Annotated in this window: 13 protein-coding genes; 8 read left to right on the top strand and 5 right to left on the bottom strand. The window is 39.3% G+C overall.

The genetic code is table 11. The features are described 5' to 3' along the window. Positions 1–147: 147 nt before the first annotated feature. The 4 genes from EHQ52_RS18720 to EHQ52_RS18705 all read left to right on the top strand — a co-directional run bounded on the left by EHQ52_RS18720 (position 148) and on the right by EHQ52_RS18705 (position 4,104). Positions 148–1,335 carry an NAD(P)/FAD-dependent oxidoreductase gene (locus EHQ52_RS18720; protein ID WP_135616896.1) on the top strand — a complete coding sequence of 396 codons (1,188 nt, stop codon included), beginning with the start codon at positions 148–150 and terminating at the stop codon, positions 1,333–1,335. Next, positions 1,332–2,327, top strand: a complete 996-nt coding sequence (gene sigJ / locus EHQ52_RS18715) for an RNA polymerase sigma factor SigJ (RefSeq protein ID WP_135616894.1) — start codon at positions 1,332–1,334, stop codon at positions 2,325–2,327. The genes EHQ52_RS18720 and sigJ overlap by 4 nt, the downstream gene beginning before the upstream one ends. A gap of 245 nt (positions 2,328–2,572) precedes the next feature. Then, a complete protein-coding gene (locus tag EHQ52_RS18710) occupies positions 2,573–3,409 on the top strand; it encodes an alpha/beta fold hydrolase (RefSeq protein WP_135617124.1) in 837 nt (278 codons plus the stop codon). A 104-nt stretch (positions 3,410–3,513) separates the two neighbouring features. Then, positions 3,514–4,104, top strand: a complete 591-nt coding sequence (locus tag EHQ52_RS18705; RefSeq protein ID WP_135616892.1) for a Crp/Fnr family transcriptional regulator — start codon at positions 3,514–3,516, stop codon at positions 4,102–4,104. A 53-nt stretch (positions 4,105–4,157) separates the two neighbouring features. Here EHQ52_RS18705 and EHQ52_RS18700 read toward each other — a convergent pair whose 3' ends face one another. From EHQ52_RS18700 to EHQ52_RS18690, 3 genes are all read right to left on the bottom strand, one after another. Beyond that, on the bottom strand, positions 4,158–5,321 hold the full coding sequence (locus EHQ52_RS18700) for an acyl-CoA dehydrogenase family protein (RefSeq protein WP_100710386.1): 1,164 nt from the start codon (positions 5,319–5,321) through the stop codon (positions 4,158–4,160). A gap of 203 nt (positions 5,322–5,524) precedes the next feature. Next, complete coding sequence (locus EHQ52_RS18695; RefSeq protein WP_135616891.1) at positions 5,525–7,054, bottom strand: FAD-dependent monooxygenase; 1,530 nt, start codon at positions 7,052–7,054, stop codon at positions 5,525–5,527. After that, positions 7,051–7,605 carry a TetR/AcrR family transcriptional regulator gene (locus EHQ52_RS18690; RefSeq protein WP_135616888.1) on the bottom strand — a complete coding sequence of 185 codons (555 nt, stop codon included), beginning with the start codon at positions 7,603–7,605 and terminating at the stop codon, positions 7,051–7,053. Before EHQ52_RS18690 ends, EHQ52_RS18695 begins: the two co-directional genes overlap by 4 nt. Positions 7,606–8,175: 570 nt before the next feature. Between EHQ52_RS18690 and EHQ52_RS18685 the strand changes: the two genes are divergently transcribed. The 4 genes from EHQ52_RS18685 to EHQ52_RS18670 all read left to right on the top strand — a co-directional run bounded on the left by EHQ52_RS18685 (position 8,176) and on the right by EHQ52_RS18670 (position 13,023). Beyond that, the gene (locus EHQ52_RS18685; RefSeq protein WP_135616886.1) at positions 8,176–10,167 is read left to right on the top strand and encodes an ATP-dependent nuclease; all 1,992 of its coding nucleotides are present in this window, start codon (positions 8,176–8,178) and stop codon (positions 10,165–10,167) included. After that, positions 10,164–11,942, top strand: coding sequence for a UvrD-helicase domain-containing protein (locus EHQ52_RS18680; RefSeq protein WP_135616884.1), 1,779 nt, complete (start codon positions 10,164–10,166; stop codon positions 11,940–11,942). Before EHQ52_RS18685 ends, EHQ52_RS18680 begins: the two co-directional genes overlap by 4 nt. Positions 11,943–12,226: 284 nt before the next feature. After that, positions 12,227–12,622 (top strand): DUF1761 family protein, encoded by a 396-nt coding sequence (locus EHQ52_RS18675; RefSeq protein WP_135616882.1) that lies wholly within the window; start codon positions 12,227–12,229, stop codon positions 12,620–12,622. Then, complete coding sequence (locus EHQ52_RS18670) at positions 12,619–13,023, top strand: hypothetical protein (protein ID WP_135616880.1); 405 nt, start codon at positions 12,619–12,621, stop codon at positions 13,021–13,023. Before EHQ52_RS18675 ends, EHQ52_RS18670 begins: the two co-directional genes overlap by 4 nt. Positions 13,024–13,036: 13 nt before the next feature. Here the strand turns inward: EHQ52_RS18670 and EHQ52_RS18665 are convergent, their stop codons facing one another. Both EHQ52_RS18665 and EHQ52_RS18660 read right to left on the bottom strand, forming a co-directional pair. Continuing rightward, a complete protein-coding gene (locus EHQ52_RS18665) occupies positions 13,037–13,978 on the bottom strand; it encodes an MBL fold metallo-hydrolase (protein ID WP_135616878.1) in 942 nt (313 codons plus the stop codon). 65 nt (positions 13,979–14,043) lie between these two features. Further along, positions 14,044–15,216, bottom strand: a complete 1,173-nt coding sequence (locus EHQ52_RS18660; protein WP_135616876.1) for a CaiB/BaiF CoA transferase family protein — start codon at positions 15,214–15,216, stop codon at positions 14,044–14,046. Positions 15,217–15,220 lie beyond the last annotated feature (4 nt).

Raw genomic sequence — 15,220 nt, 5'->3', positions numbered from 1 at the left:
TATCCAGGATGCCCAAAAGAATGCCTCTGTCAATCTCCTAATCAAGACTGCTCCAAAAGCCACCTGAGACCTCTTCTCAAAGAAAATTCAAACCAATGTCACAAGCAATAACCCTCACGCGTCTTGTCTTTAGAACCGGAGGCAACTATGTCAAAGAAGAAGGTATTGATCGTAGGTGGAGGTTATGCAGGAATCGCTGCGGCAAACAGATTAGCCCGCAAAAGTTCAGAGGTAGAAATTACCTTAGTCACTGCAGAGCCGATCTTTAGAGAAAAGATCAGAAACCACCAAATAATCGCAGGAACCAAAGGAAAAGATTTCCAGATCCGAAATTTATTGAATTCTAAGGTAAGCCTTATCATCCAAAGAGTAGAAAAAATATTTCCAAAGGAAAACAAAGTTCTCTTAAATGATGGGACCTACTTCGAATACGACTATCTGGGTTATACTGCAGGAATGAGAGCAGGAGATCCAGGCACAAAAGGGACCAATTATTTCTCAGTGGCAAGTTTCCAGGATTCGGAACGATTGAGAAAAGAATTAAGCGCCCACCCTGATTCAAGAGTTACGGTATTAGGCGGAGGACTTTCTGGGATAGAAGTAGCAACTGAACTCGCAGAAAATTATCCAAATGCAAAAATAACACTTTTGGATTCAGATAAGATTGGGAAAAATTTTTCTTCAAGCGCAGTTCTCTATATGAAAGAAGTCATGAAAAATCTTCATGTAAATCTGATAGAAGGAGAAAGAGGAGAATATCTGTTAGAAGATAAGATCAAAACTTCTAGTGGAACTCAAGTCCTTCATGATTATTGTGTGATCTCAGCCGGATTAGTAGCTTCTGATCTTGGAAAAAATTCGGGATTAGGATCAAATAAGATCGGCCAGGTATATCTGAACGAGTACATGCAGGTTCCTGAATATTCCAATATTATAGGAGCAGGAGATGCCGTAAAAGTCCCGGGTGAAGAATATTCTTATTTAAGAATGGCATGTGCAACAGCACTTCCAATGGGGATTTATTTGGGAGAAAGGATCTCAAACCTAATCGGAAATAAATCTGCAATCGGGGAAAAACCTTTCGAGCTGGCATATGTAGGACGTTGTGTAAGTTTAGGAAGAAAAGAAGGTCTATTCCAATTCTTAAACTATGATGATAGTCCTAAGGAAAAATTCTGGACCGGAAGATTGGGAGCATTCGTGAAAGAGCTTATTTGCAAATTCACTGTCTTCTCCTTTAAGGCCGAAAAATATTTCGATTTTTATGCGATCCCTCAGCCTAAAGAAAAAACTTTAGTTAAACAAAACGAAAGATTAGCGACGGCAGAAAAATGAACACCCAAGAAAGACTAGATCAATTTATAGAAAACAAAGGTTTGGTCTTTGGGATCGCCTATAAGATGACAGGGAGTGTGGTAGAAGCCGAGGATATAGTTCAGGAAACTTTTCTGAGATGGGAAAAATCCAAAGAAGAAAAGATTAGATCTCCAAAAGCATTCTTATCTACGGTTGCAGCCAGACTTTCCCTGGACTCTTTAAGAAAAGCAAAAAGAAAAAGGGAAACGTATATCGGTCCTTGGTTACCGGAGCCGCTGGCTCCGGAACCTATGGAAGAACAACCTGATCCTGAAACCTTAGATCTGGCATTTTTACATTTATTAGAAAAATTGAATCCTATTGAAAGGGCAGTTTTTTTATTAAGAGAAAGTTTCGAGATGGGTTACGACTCCATCTCGAAAGTGGTCGGAAAAAATCAGGAGAATTGTAGGCAAATCTTAAAACGAGCCAAAGAATCACTCAAATCGGATCGTAAAAAGTATGATGCACCTTCTGAAAAAAGAAAAAAGATCTTTCGAGATTTTTTACTCGCTTCTTCCAAAGGGAAACCAGAGCTGCTTGTTCCTTTTTTAAAGGAAGAAATTGTTCTTTGGTCTGATGGTGGAGGAAAAGTAAACGCCGCCAGGATCCCTATCATTGGGCAAGAAAGGGCTTCTCATTTCTTTATCCGGACAGGAAGTAACAAGCTCAAACATACTTTGGATTTTTATTTCGGAATGGTTAATGGTGCGGAAACATTGATCGGATATTATAATGATCAACCTGCATATATGCAAAGTTTCTTCATAGAGGAAGACGGAATTTCAAAAATCTATTCAGTTCTCAATCCTGATAAATTGAAATCGATGGAGAACAAACATAAATTGATAGAAGAAGGACTGATCTTCCCATTAGAGAACTTCTTATTATTCCCCCATACATATCGTAAGAAGGTAGCTAAATGGTTAAACCCAGTGGCCAAATTAGTTAAATGGGCAATCGTAAGATAAGAGCCTACGGCTCCTGAAGCCGCCTTGCGTTGTGTTGCGACTATAGTCGCTTCGCTCCTGAAGCCGCCTTGCGTTGTGTTGCGACTATAAAAGCAATTAACATAGGATAATCTGATTATCTATAGATACCTTTCTCCTCTCTTGACTTTGATCCATCTTTAAGAGAAGATCCAAGCATGAAACGAATACTAATGACAAACCTAATGCTAAGTTTGTTACTCATTCATTGCAGCGGAGGAGAGAAGATGGAAACAGTTTTAGAAAACAAAACTACATCACTAAAATTACCAAGCGGATATTATACTTCTAAATTAGGAAAGGTAGCTTATTGGATAGAAGGAAAAGGAAAACCGATCTTTCTACTCCATTCTGCCGGTCATGATCATAATGATTTTGAATCTATTCTGCCAAGTTTATCAGAAAAATATAAAGTGATTTCTCTGGATTGGCCAGGTCATGGATTATCGGAGAATCCGCAACCTGCAACTTCAGCTTCTGCAGTAGAATATGCAGAAATTTTGCCAGACCTGGTTGCACAGTTAGCTCCAGAAGGTGGGATTTTTATAGGGAATTCACTTGGAGGATTCGCTTCCATGAATCTTGCCCTGAAAAAACCTGAATTGGTAAAAGGCCTCGTGATCGTGGACTCTGGCGGATTAAATGATCCAGATTGGATCACTAAAAGTTTTGCGGGATTAAAATCCAAGGTTTGGTTTACAGGGCTCGTCTGGAACTTCTTCCCAAATCATTATATCAAGATCAGAAATAAATATACAGAGTCCATTCTATCCCGAATCAAAGAAAGAGAAGATGTAGAAGGCGCAAAAGAAGTGAATGCTTCCATTTGGAAAAGTTTTTTAGACGAAAGACATGACTTAAGAGAAAAAGTCTCCCAGATCCAAGCGCCTACATTGATCGTATGGGGAGAATATGATCCAGTCATAGATCCAAAACTCGCACTCAGGCTTCATGAAAAAGTAAAAGGATCTAAGTTAGCTTATCTAAAAACAGGACATGTGCCTTTTGCAGAAAATCCAAAAGAATTCCTAAAGGTCACCCTTCCCTTTCTAGATTCTATCTAAGGGACTTACACTCGAACCTCGAATGTTTTTGGATATTCCCAATAATTAGATTTGTAAAATTTCCGTTTGCGGACTTTCCTTAGAAATCCGTTAACGGGAATTGTATGGATCAGAAAGATCTAAATTGGGAAAAAATTTATCAAACTGTGAACCAGGTCTCTCCCATCCCAAAAGAAGTCTGGAAAAAATCAGAACAGCTATATACGATCCGCAAATTAGAATACGGAGATTTTCTGATCAAACAGGGAGCCAGGCCCACAGAGTTTGCATTTGTATTCTCTGGCGTTTTGAGAGAATATTATCTCACTGACCAAGGAAACGAATATATCAAAAGTTTCAATTTCCCTGGAGACTTTACAGGATCTTATTTTGATCTACTCACAGAACAACCTTCTACCTGCAATATTAGAGCAATTACAAATTGTGAACTTGCAGTTGCAAAGTTTTCAGAATTCAGAAAACTATTCTCCCAAGACATCGCCTGGGAAAGATTGGGCCGGATTTTTGCCGAAAACTTATTTTTAAAAAAAGCCAGAAGAGAATATGAACTCTTAGCCTTAAGCGCAGAAGAAAGATACAATCTACTTTTAGAATCCAGACCTGATATTGAAGAACTTATTCCTCAATATCATATCGCTTCTTATCTGGGCATCACACCAGTATCCTTAAGCAGGATTAGAGCGAAGAGGAAATAAAAAAGGCGCCGGAAACCGACGCCTTCTTAAAGCTTTGCAATATTAGAAAATTCTTATTTTGCGGAAGCTGCTTCACGGATCACATAAGCTGCGATCTCATTTTTCTGAATTTGAGTAGTTCCTTCGAAGATACAAAGGATTTTCGCGTCTCTCATCAGTTTTTCAACAGGATACTCTTTAGTGTAACCGTATCCGCCGAAAATTTGAACCGCATCAGTAGCAGCTTTCATTGCAGTTTCAGAGCAATAAGCTTTTGCGATTGCGGAATATTTCGGAAGACGAGGATCCTCAGCATCAGACATACGAGCAGAAAGATAGCAGATCTGACGTGCAGTTTCTACACCGATAGACATATCCGCAAGCATGTGCTGAACAGCTTGGAAGCTGGAAATTTTAGAACCGAACTGCTCTCTTTGGCGAGCGTATTTAGATGCGTGATCTAAAGCAGCTTGAGCAACACCCACTCCCATAGCAGCAACGTATGGACGAGATGCGTTCAGAGTTTGAAGAGCGTAGATGAATCCAAGGTTTTCTTTTCCGATCATAGTAGCTTCTTCAACTGCACAATCTTCGAAGATGATCTGACGAGTGTCAGATGCACGAATACCAAGTTTATCTTCCTTTTTACCAACGATCAAACCTGGGGTATCACGTTTTACATAGAAGCAGGAAACTCCACGAGTTCCACGGCCTTTATCAGTATAAGCAAAAACTGTATAAGCTCCAGCACTTCCACCACCGGTGATCCACTGTTTAGTTCCGTTGATGACCCATTTGTCACCTTTTTTAACTGCAGTAGTGCTCATACCAGGAACGTCTGAACCTGCACCAGGCTCGGAAAGACAGAAAGAAACTCCGTATTCTCCGTCGATAACTGGTTGTAGCCATTTTTTCTTTTGTTCGTGGCTTGCACCTTTCATGATCGGAAGGATACCAAGACCGGTATATCCGAAACAAAGGCTGATACCGAGACATCCTCTGGAAAGTTCTTCGGTAACTAAGCACTGCTCTACGGAACCAAGACCCCATCCGCCGTATTCTTCGGGGATAGTGAGTCCATTGACTCCCAACTCAGTTCTCATTCTATTGATAAGTTCTTCTGGATGTTTGTTTTCTTCGTCCCAGTGGATAGCAACTTCATGCGTGATTTCTTTCTTAACGAAAGCACGAATCGTGTCTCTAATCTCGATCTGTTGCTCAGTCAGTTCCTGATACATTCTTTTCCCTTCTTACGAGAGTTTCTAGTCCTAATTTTTCGCCGTGGTCGATTCAATCAAGAAAAACATGGCTGATTAAACGTTCATTTTAGCCCTAATGGGACAGAATTCCTGGAAATCTCGTTATTTTCCTAGATTTTGGCGATAGGAAAACATATAAAAAACAGAACGTTCGTTCTGTTAATGATTCTCTCATAGTATTTTCAAGAAATAAATTGACTAAACCAGAGAGAGGCCGCTTGCCTGATAGATTGTTCATCTGGTTCGCTATCCGAGGCCCAAGCAATAATTCCATCCGGACGGATCAGTACAGCTCTCAATCCTAACTGCTCTTTCGCCCGACCGGAAATATATTTTACCCTATCTCCATACTCATTCGCCAAGGTTTTTAAAGAAGTATTCATACCAAAATCGAGAAGTATCCCTTGGCCATCCAGCATAAGATCACCTATCCTTCTGCCATCCTCAAACTCAAAGTTCGGAACACTGTAACCCACTAAAGGATGAGAATCACCTAGATTATAATGTGTAAAAATTCCCCAGACTCTTGCTGCCATATAGGTTGCAGTATCACGAGTTTCCATCAGATCTCGCATAATCGAATTCAATGCTTGCGCATGTAGATTTGGTTTCATGATCATAACCTGAGCTCGTGACCAATCTAAAACCTGGGCACCAATCGGATGTCTTTCCGTAAAATAACTATCCAGTAAACCTTCTGGCGCTTTTTTATGAATGGTTGCAGCAAGTTTCCATCCAAGATTCATAGCATCTCCCAACCCGAGATTCAGACCTTGACCACCCAAAGGAGAATGAATATGAGCTGCATCTCCAGCTAAAAGTATCCTTCCATTTCGATAACTCGTTGCTTGTCTTGCTCTATCAGTCCAAGTAGTTGCAAAATGAAGAGCACTGATAGTCACATCCGTGTTAGAGATACGACGTAGGACTTCCTGCACATGTTCCAAGGTAATTGGTTTCTCAGAACTATGAAATTCTCCAGCATCAAAATCCTGAAGTACGATAAAGCCTGGTTGAGATTGTAAATACATTCCTCTTTCGGTTATATTTCTTCCTGGACTTAGCTTCTCCGGATCGACTAGATCAACTTTAGTAGAATAACCGGTAAATTCAGGATCAGTACCTTCAAATTCAAAACCTCCAGATTTTCGAACAACACTTCTGGCTCCATCACAACCTACGAGCCATTGTCCCTGAAAAGTTTGATCTCCTGATTGAACAGTTACCCCATCGTCCATTTGATTAAAAGAAGTCAGTGCAAAACCTCTCTTGATCTCTACACCGAGCACTTCTGCGCGGCGAGCCAGTATAGTTTCCATCTCTTCCATTTCAGAGATCAAGTTGGTCTCAGTAGAACTTTCTAACCGATGTCCCCATTTTGAAGTATCAATATTACCTTCATGAAATGGGATACCTGCAAAATGTCCTACCTGACGACGCGGCCCTTGTTGAACTGTATTTGCATGAGGATTTTTAAGACGTTTATGTATTTCAAGTTCTTCTAATAATCCCCTGCGATAAAGAGCTTCAATGCTAGGAGCAGAAAGCCCACGCACTCCAAAGGGAAGTTGTTTGAACGGAGACAAAGAACTATCTGTTTTTTCTAATATAAGAACACTACATTTAGCTAAGGCAAGTTCGCAGGCGAGAAAAAGTCCTACTGGACCCGCCCCGGAAATAATAACATCGTAAATCGGTTGGTCTTGTTTCATTTATTCCACCCATTCTTCAAAACTTTAAACGTGAGATTTAATACATCCTTTGGAGAAGGCGAATTACACGCAAAACTCACACCTTCTAGGATCAACTTTGCAATACATTCTGCTTCCATCTTAGTCACACCTGAATCGTTTTGGATCTCTTTCGCCAAAGAATTTTCATAACGAGCCCATAACCCTCGCAGATAAGAAGTAAGCTCAGGAGAAGACCTGATAAGTTTTCCAAATCCGGAGAAGATCTTTTTATCTGGTGGATTGAATAACTTGCTCGAGAAAAAATATTGATAAAGAGCATCCAGAATGGATTGGCCCTTCTTTCTTTCGCGAATCGCCCTTAAGATATCTGAGTCTATCTCATCCTCAAGGTCGAAAATAAGAGACTCTTTGGTCGGAAAATAATTGAAAAGTGTAGTAACAGCAACTTCTGCTTTTTCGGCTATTTCAACGATAGTAACGGCATCATACCCCTTTTCTATGAATAGATCGCGGGCAATGTCCGAAATAAGCTTTCGAGTTTTTGCCTTTTTTGTCTCACGCAATCCCATCCGAATTCGCTCCTGTAATAGAGATCTGTATTGATTATGATCAGGATGAAAACGATAGCAAGTATAAAATTGTAGTTACTACAATTTTATACTTAGTGCAATAATTAGAAATTAGGAGAAAATGAGTCCCTTTAGGGATATTTTGGTAAAAGGGGCCCCGCCCTACTTAGGGCCAAGCTGTGTGGGTATATTAGAAAAGCGTTCGATTCAGTCTGATCGTTTTGATTTCAACCTCAGTCTCGTTTGACCTCGATTCCCTCGGTCACCCTTTGGGTTTTTCGCTTCCTATGGGTCGCTCAAAAGGAGACGGTGCGGTGGTACACGAAGCCCTCCCTTAGCACATTTCATTCCGTTTGGCGAGAGAAATTTCTTTTTCACCTACATGTTGGAATTCCTACAACGGAATTTAGATTCGGAAATTTGTTTACTAAAGATGACTAATGTGCAGAAAATGTAAAGTTAGTCGGTATTCGCGAATACTAATCTAAGCGTCAGGGATAAGGTGATCATTCGTGGTCACTAGCTTATCATTCTATATATAGACTTACTTACATCTCAATAGGAAGAACAATGAAAATAAAAAAGGCTCGTATAAAAAATTTTAGATTGTTAAAAGATGTCTCTCTTACGCTGGATAATAAGATAACCCTCATCGTTGGGCGTAACAACACGGGTAAGACATCCCTAGCAGAAATATTCCGCAGTTTTTTAAATCCTAATGGATCGAAGGTTCGCTACGAAGATTTCAATCAGTCTTGTCTCACAGGCTTCGAAGAAGCCCTGAAGGCATTTAAATTAGATAGCAAAGAGGGGGATATTAGGACATTAATTCCTACGATCGAATTGGAGCTAGTTATCGACTATAAAGATGATGAAAATGAATATGGAGTCTTGGGAGATTTCATTATCGATCTTGACGATAAGCTATTTGAAACTAACATATTAGTTTCTTACCAGTTAAAAGACGGAAAAATAAAGGAATTTTTTCAGGAATTAGATATAGAAGATCGTAAAAAATATTTTTCTGATCTAAAAAATCTAATTAATCAGCACTTCGAGTCTGTCGTTTATGCGGTAGAACCTACTAACCGAACCAATAAAGCAAGACTTGATTTCGCAACATTTAAACGATTAATACTTTCTGGTCTTATAAATGCTCAACGCGGCCTTGACGATGAAACTCATAACGAACGTGATGTTCTTGGTAAAGCACTCGGAAATATTTTTAAAAGCTCTAACAATGCAGGTGCACCGGAAGAATTTAAAGCCAGATCTGAAGAAATCAAAATTGTAGTTTCAGAGCTACAAGAGAAAGTCGATACTGATTTTCAAGAAAAAGTAATGGGGCTTTTACCCACTCTAAACTTATTTGGATATCCAGGGCTGCAAGATCCTAATTTAAGTGCTGCTACAGATTTAAATTTAAAATCGCTCTTAGAAAGTAACACTAGAGTGTTTTACAAAGGTGATGATTTCTTCCACCTCCCTGAAACTTACAACGGGTTAGGTGTTCGTAATCTTATTTTTATTTTATTCCGTATTTATGAATATTTCAGAGAGTTTCAGTCACAAACAACGCCACCGAAAGGCCATTTGATCTTTATTGAAGAACCAGAAGCCCACCTTCATCCTCAAATGCAGGAAGTATTCATTCGTCAACTTGAGGAAATAGTTAGCAAGTTCCAAGAGCAACTTAACGATGGAAAGTTGTGGCCAGTTCAGTTTGTAGTAAGCACACATTCCTCGCACATTGCCAATGAGGCTGATTTTAGCAAAATTCGTTACTTTTTATCTAAGTTTGGAAAAGAAACTACAGTAAAGGATCTGGGAGAAGCCTTTAATTGCGAAGAGCTAAAGGCGGATAGAGAATTTCTGCATAAGTATTTAACACTTACAAAATGTGACCTCTATTTTGCGGATAAAGCAATATTGATCGAAGGTCCTACTGAAAGAATTATTATGCCCGAAATAATCAAAAAGGTAGATAAAACAAGGCAATGTAATTTGCGTAAAAAATATTTGTCTATTGTCGAAGTGGGGGGTGCCTATGCGCATCATTTTTATAAGTTTATCGACTTTCTTGAGCTTAAGACTCTATTCATAACTGATTTGGATTCGGTAAAAAAGACTACGGGTAAAAAGCCAACGACCTACTCTGCTTCATACGTTAGTGAAGGTACACATTCAAGCAATGTTGGTCTGTCCAATTGGTTTGGAAAGGAAGGATACATAGATTTGACTGAGATACGTTCCCACAATGATGAATCCAAAGTTTCCGGCTGTCGCCGACTAGCATTTCAGGTAGATGAAGATGAAAGAGGACTGTGTGGCCGTAGCTTTGAAGATGCATTTATTTTAGCCAACACAACCCTCTTTACATTAGAAAATTTAGCAGGCATCGAATTGGAAAATGCTATTTTTGAAAAGGCAAAGGCCATTGGAAAAGAAAGCAAAGCTAACTTTGCTATCGAGTATTCTATTAAAAATACAGAATGGGCCGTACCAAAGTATATTCGAGAAGGACTTGAATGGCTAGATAAGGATGAGGCTACGCACCCATGAATAAGTTGAGCCCGGCTGAAAAAGCTTCGATCGAGACATTGGAGCAACTCAAAAATTGTATCAATAAAAACCAGTGTTTTCGCCTAGAGGCCGGTGCAGGTGCAGGAAAAACCTACTCATTGATTGAGTCGATTAAATACCTGATTTCAAGTCGCGCGAACGAATTGCTAAACAATAGACAACAGATTGCTTGCATCACATATACAAACGTTGCAAAGAATGAAATAAAGGATAGGACGGACCATCACCCGATTATTTTAGCAGATACAATACATGCCTTTTGCTGGAGCATATTGCAACACTACCAGGTAAAACTTCGAGAATACCTTCCGAAGCTTGGCGAAAAGTGGCAGCAGCGGATAGGTGAATCAGTAGGCGTTACTGATCAAGTTGTTAAGTACGAATTAGGGTTCCCAGCAATTAATGAACGTGAGATTACCTTACATCATGATGATGTAGTGGCTCTGATGGCCCATATGCTCGCCTACCCTAAGTTTCAGAAGTTATTAAAAAGCAAATTCCCCATTATATTGATAGATGAATATCAGGATACTGATAGCGAGCTAGCAACTAGCATTGTAAATAACCTAATCGATAACGACTCTGGCCTTGTTGTTGGTCTTTTCGGAGATCATTGGCAAAAAATTTATGGTTCTTCTGCCTGTGGATTAGTTTCAAGTAATGTAGGTAAAATCATAGTAATCGGCAAGAAAGCAAACTTCCGGTCGGATAGAAATATTGTCCGTTGTTTAAACAGAATGCGTCCAGAACTACCGCAAGCTGAATCAAACCCTTCTTCGGAAGGGATAATAAATATTTTTCATTCTAATGAGTGGGGAGGTACACGGAGGGATGGTAGAGGAGGTGGACATTGGAAGGGTGATCTACCAGAGAGCACAGCAAAGGAATATGTCGATAAAACAACAAAGCTAATGCTCGAAGCCGGATGGGATATATCCCCCGACAAGACTAAGATACTTTTTTTAACAAATAACATTATCGCTAGCGAGCAAAATTTTAAAAATCTCGCTGATTGCTTTAATTACACGGACGACTACTTAAAAAAGAACGAAAAATATATAAAATTCTTTCTCGAAATGTTAGAGCCAACTGCAGTTGCCTACAAAAACAAACAATACGGTGAGTTGTTTCAATTAAAAAAGAAAAATTATCCACAGTTAAATCGCCAGACGGATAAAACAGAATGGTTAATAAATCTTGATAAAGTTATGAGAGCAAGAGCCAATTCTACAATTGGCAATATGCTTGATCTTTTGATGGAGACGAGAACACCGAGAATTCCATCAAAAATTGAAGAGTCAGAGAAACGATTCGCGCAGCTAAAATTAAAACCGAAAGACGAACTAGACGCTGATGAAGCGAAGTTTGTTGATAAACTAACCAAATTGCGATCTGTAGATTATCTTGAGGTATCAAACCTGGCTGAGTATATCGACGAAAAAACACCTTTCTCAACGAAGCATGGAGTGAAAGGGGCAGAGTTTGATAATGTTCTTGTCGTTTGTGGTCGAGGTTGGAATCAATATAACTGGAACCAAATGTTAGAATGGATGAACGAAAATATCCCTGAAGACAAGCAGGATACATTTGAGCGCAGCCGAAACTTGTTCTACGTGAGTTGCTCGAGAGCCAAACACAATCTAACTCTTTTGTTCACTCAGGAATTATCTACAAAATCTATTTCAGTATTGGAGCAGATTTTCGGTAATGAAAATATATTAGGTAACCCTTTGCGTCTTCGTGGCTCTGCGTGAGAAAAAAATAAAGAAATGTTAGGAGGAACAGAAGACATCGATTAACAAAGCGACAGCGATCGTAGCGGAAATCCGGCGATGCACCATGCTTATTGAGAGGGGTGTTAAATTATAGAATTATAATGGTGCTTCGCTGATTGCAGCGTAGAGCGCGGTCCGAACAAATGTGAGGAGTCGCCCAGAGGCTTACAAGAAACACAAAATTCAGACCGATAAATTCCTTTACTTCCTCAGCTAAAAATGAATAAATATCTGCCTCAGTTGATTCTGTTAGGAGAAACTTCATGATAGAAAGTATTGTAGCGCCTATTGTTGCAGGAGTTGCCGGATTTATCTGCGCCTTCATTTTTAGCGGCCCTCTTTATTTCGGCCTTTCAAAATTCCTGAATTTACCTTCGCAAGAAGAGAAGAAAAATCTCGGGATCAGAATATTTTTGAATTTCTGCGTTTTCGTTGCTACTGCATTTTCTATCTCATTGATCCTGCAATATATGAGTTTGCAAAATAAAGCTCATGGCCAATCCATTGCTTTCATTCTTTGGTTCGGATTTATATTTACATCCAGTTCTATAGATGTGATCTGGAAAGGTAAACATTTGAAGTTATGGATTTTTGAATCTATATCTTCTCTAATTACGATCCAAGTTTTAATGTTTGTATTATTATTATTTTATAAATGAAACAAGCTCGATTCATTCTCACACTCGATTCTTCCGGCGCATTAGTCGTAGGAGCATTCATCTTTCTTTTCTCCTCTTTTATTTCGACCTTAAACGGCTGGGAAGAAAGTTTCACTCACATGGAAGGTTCTGCGAATTTAATATACGGTTCGTATTCTGGAGTTCTTCTCTTACTCTTCCTAAAGGGAAACCTTACTCGTGTATTTGTTTTCATATTAATTATAGCAAATTCGCTTTGGGGTTTACAATGTTTTGCACAAGCATGGAGATTACAAGAAGAGGCCACCTATATCGGGACCTCATTTCTATTGCTTGAAGGCATTTACTTGTTAGCATTAGCTTACTTAGAAGCGAGATTCGTTTTGCCTCAATGCGTTTCTCGCTCTTCTTCAGTATCGTAAAGATATTAAAAATCTATTTAGCTGCAGGTGGAATACTTTGGTGTCCTGGATGGACCTGAATTTTCGGGAACTTAGCTGCGACTGCCTGCAATAAATCTAGGCTCACTTTATTCCTTTCTAAATCCTTAGTAAAACCTCCAGGAGTCACGTTGTTCAACCAACCCCAGCTAGTATGACAAGTATCTCCTGTAATCAGATGGACCCCATTCGTAGATTTTATCAAAAATGCGATGCTGCCCTCTGTATGTCCCGGAACAGAAACTACATAGAAAGATTGGTCGCCGAAAAAATCTAAAAATTTAATTGGAGAACCTTCTTTTCCTAAGAAGTTCAATTCGGAAAGAAGTGTATCGCTTCCAAGTATTCTGTCCGTACTTCCTTGCACAAAAAGATGTAAAAACCGAGTATCACCAGGTTCGTTCTGTCCAGTATACACAGAAGTCCCCACTGGAAAATCTTGAGTACCCAAGATATGGTCTAAGTGCATATGAGTAAGAAAGATACCTTCCACCTTCTTTGGTTCTTTCTGCAGCCACTCTTTAATCGTAGTATGGATCTTCAACGCACCTAGATTCATTTGAGAAGCAACTATTCCCGAAACAGGCCATTCTTTTGTGTCCTTGCGAAATACATCACCGAGTCCGGTATCTACTACATATCTACCGAATTTAGGATGATCTATTACGTAAAAATAAATTTGGATCGGTTCCTGACCGGATTGTAAACCCGCGGCAACTGCCTTCGGATCCTTTAAATTGATCAAACCAGCGCGTTCCGTCGCCCAATCCGCAGCGATAATTTTTTTAAGGATAATCGGGCCTTTATCAGAAGGATTGATATCTTTAATATCGACTGGAGTTCCTTTATTCACTAGAACAGAACGATTGGAAGTAACTGCGCAAGAGGTTAGGATACCTATCGCGATAAATGAAAAAATGATTCGTTGGAATTTCACAAGAGATAGACCTTATATATCTAAGATAGTTTGAAAAGAATTCTGGATTTTAAATAATCTTTCAATTAAATTACTTTATCTTTTTTCAATTCTTCTATTTCGGAATCGGTATAGCCCAAAGATTTTAAGATCTCCTGATTATGCTCTCCGTGACCAGGTGGATCTGTTCTATAGGTCACCTTACTTTCAGAGAAAGGAAAAGGAGAACCGAATTGTATATAATCCCCATATTGTTTGTGGGTGCGATCTAGGATCATCCCCTTCTCTCTTAATACTGGATCTTTGGAAACTTCGTCCAGAGTTTTAACAGGAGTTAGACATGAATCAGGGTTTTGGAATATAGGCTCAAGGTCAGCAAGGGTTTTAGAGGAGAAGTATTCCGTCAGGATCTTTTTCCATTCTGCAAAATGTGTCTCTGCAATCGGAACTTTTTCTAAATGTGTATCGAGTCCAGATTGTCTTAAGAATGTTTTGAAAAACATTTCTTCCAAGGCACCTAATGCAACCCAACGTCCTTCTTTAGTTTTGTAAGTAGAATAATTAGGAAGTTTTCCAGATAATAATTCATTTCCACCTTCCGGATTTTGGCCGGTTGCAGAATAGATCCCTCCGTATAAGGATATGAATTGAAGAGAAGCTTCCATCATGGAGATAGCGATCTTTTGTCCACGTCCCGTTTTTTCTCTATAATACAATGCAGCCAAAATAGAAGAAAGAGCAGTTAACGTTCCTCCTCCTATATCCGCTAATTGGAATCCTGGAGCCTGTGGATTTTTTCCTGTTTGGTCTAATACGCCAGAGAGCGAGAGATAATTTAGGTCATGTCCCGCAAAGTCTTTGTAAGCTCCGGAATCTCCGTAACCGTAGATCCCACAATAGATCAGTCTTGGAAATTTTTCTTTTAGGTCATCGTAGCCTAGACCCATCTTGGAAAGTCCATCAGGGCGAAATCCTTCCAATAATATATCAGCATCTTCTAATAGTTTAAATAAGATCTCTTTTGATTTTTCTCTTTTGAGATTGAGTGTGATGGCTTTTTTATTTCTGTTCAACATCAAATATAAAGAAGGTGCACCATTTGCTTTTTTGAACATCACTCTGGTTGCATCCATTGCTCTTGGATTTTCTATCTTGATGATCTCAGCTCCCATATCTCCCAAATACATGGAGCATAATGGGCCAGGCAGCAATAAGCTTAAATCTACTACCTTAACTCCCGAAAGTGGACCTTTGTTCATTTTT

The organism is Leptospira koniambonensis (assembly GCF_004769555.1).
GTDB lineage: Bacteria > Spirochaetota > Leptospiria > Leptospirales > Leptospiraceae > Leptospira_B > Leptospira_B koniambonensis.
Note: the sequence above shows the minus strand (reverse complement) of the source record. Positions and strands in the feature narration are given on the sequence as shown.

What these genes read in the sequence shown, in the direction of transcription:
- EHQ52_RS18720 (WP_135616896.1), top strand. Translation starts at nt 148, where the DNA reads ATGTCAAAGAAGAAGGTATTGATCGTAGGTGGAGGTTATGCAGGAATC.
- sigJ (WP_135616894.1), top strand. Translation starts at nt 1,332, where the DNA reads ATGAACACCCAAGAAAGACTAGATCAATTTATAGAAAACAAAGGTTTG.
- EHQ52_RS18710 (WP_135617124.1), top strand. Translation starts at nt 2,573, where the DNA reads ATGGAAACAGTTTTAGAAAACAAAACTACATCACTAAAATTACCAAGC.
- EHQ52_RS18705 (WP_135616892.1), top strand. Translation starts at nt 3,514, where the DNA reads ATGGATCAGAAAGATCTAAATTGGGAAAAAATTTATCAAACTGTGAAC.
- EHQ52_RS18700 (WP_100710386.1), bottom strand. Translation starts at nt 5,321, where the DNA reads ATGTATCAGGAACTGACTGAGCAACAGATCGAGATTAGAGACACGATT.
- EHQ52_RS18695 (WP_135616891.1), bottom strand. Translation starts at nt 7,054, where the DNA reads ATGAAACAAGACCAACCGATTTACGATGTTATTATTTCCGGGGCGGGT.
- EHQ52_RS18690 (WP_135616888.1), bottom strand. Translation starts at nt 7,605, where the DNA reads ATGGGATTGCGTGAGACAAAAAAGGCAAAAACTCGAAAGCTTATTTCG.
- EHQ52_RS18685 (WP_135616886.1), top strand. Translation starts at nt 8,176, where the DNA reads ATGAAAATAAAAAAGGCTCGTATAAAAAATTTTAGATTGTTAAAAGAT.
- EHQ52_RS18680 (WP_135616884.1), top strand. Translation starts at nt 10,164, where the DNA reads ATGAATAAGTTGAGCCCGGCTGAAAAAGCTTCGATCGAGACATTGGAG.
- EHQ52_RS18675 (WP_135616882.1), top strand. Translation starts at nt 12,227, where the DNA reads ATGATAGAAAGTATTGTAGCGCCTATTGTTGCAGGAGTTGCCGGATTT.
- EHQ52_RS18670 (WP_135616880.1), top strand. Translation starts at nt 12,619, where the DNA reads ATGAAACAAGCTCGATTCATTCTCACACTCGATTCTTCCGGCGCATTA.
- EHQ52_RS18660 (WP_135616876.1), bottom strand. Translation starts at nt 15,216, where the DNA reads ATGAACAAAGGTCCACTTTCGGGAGTTAAGGTAGTAGATTTAAGCTTA.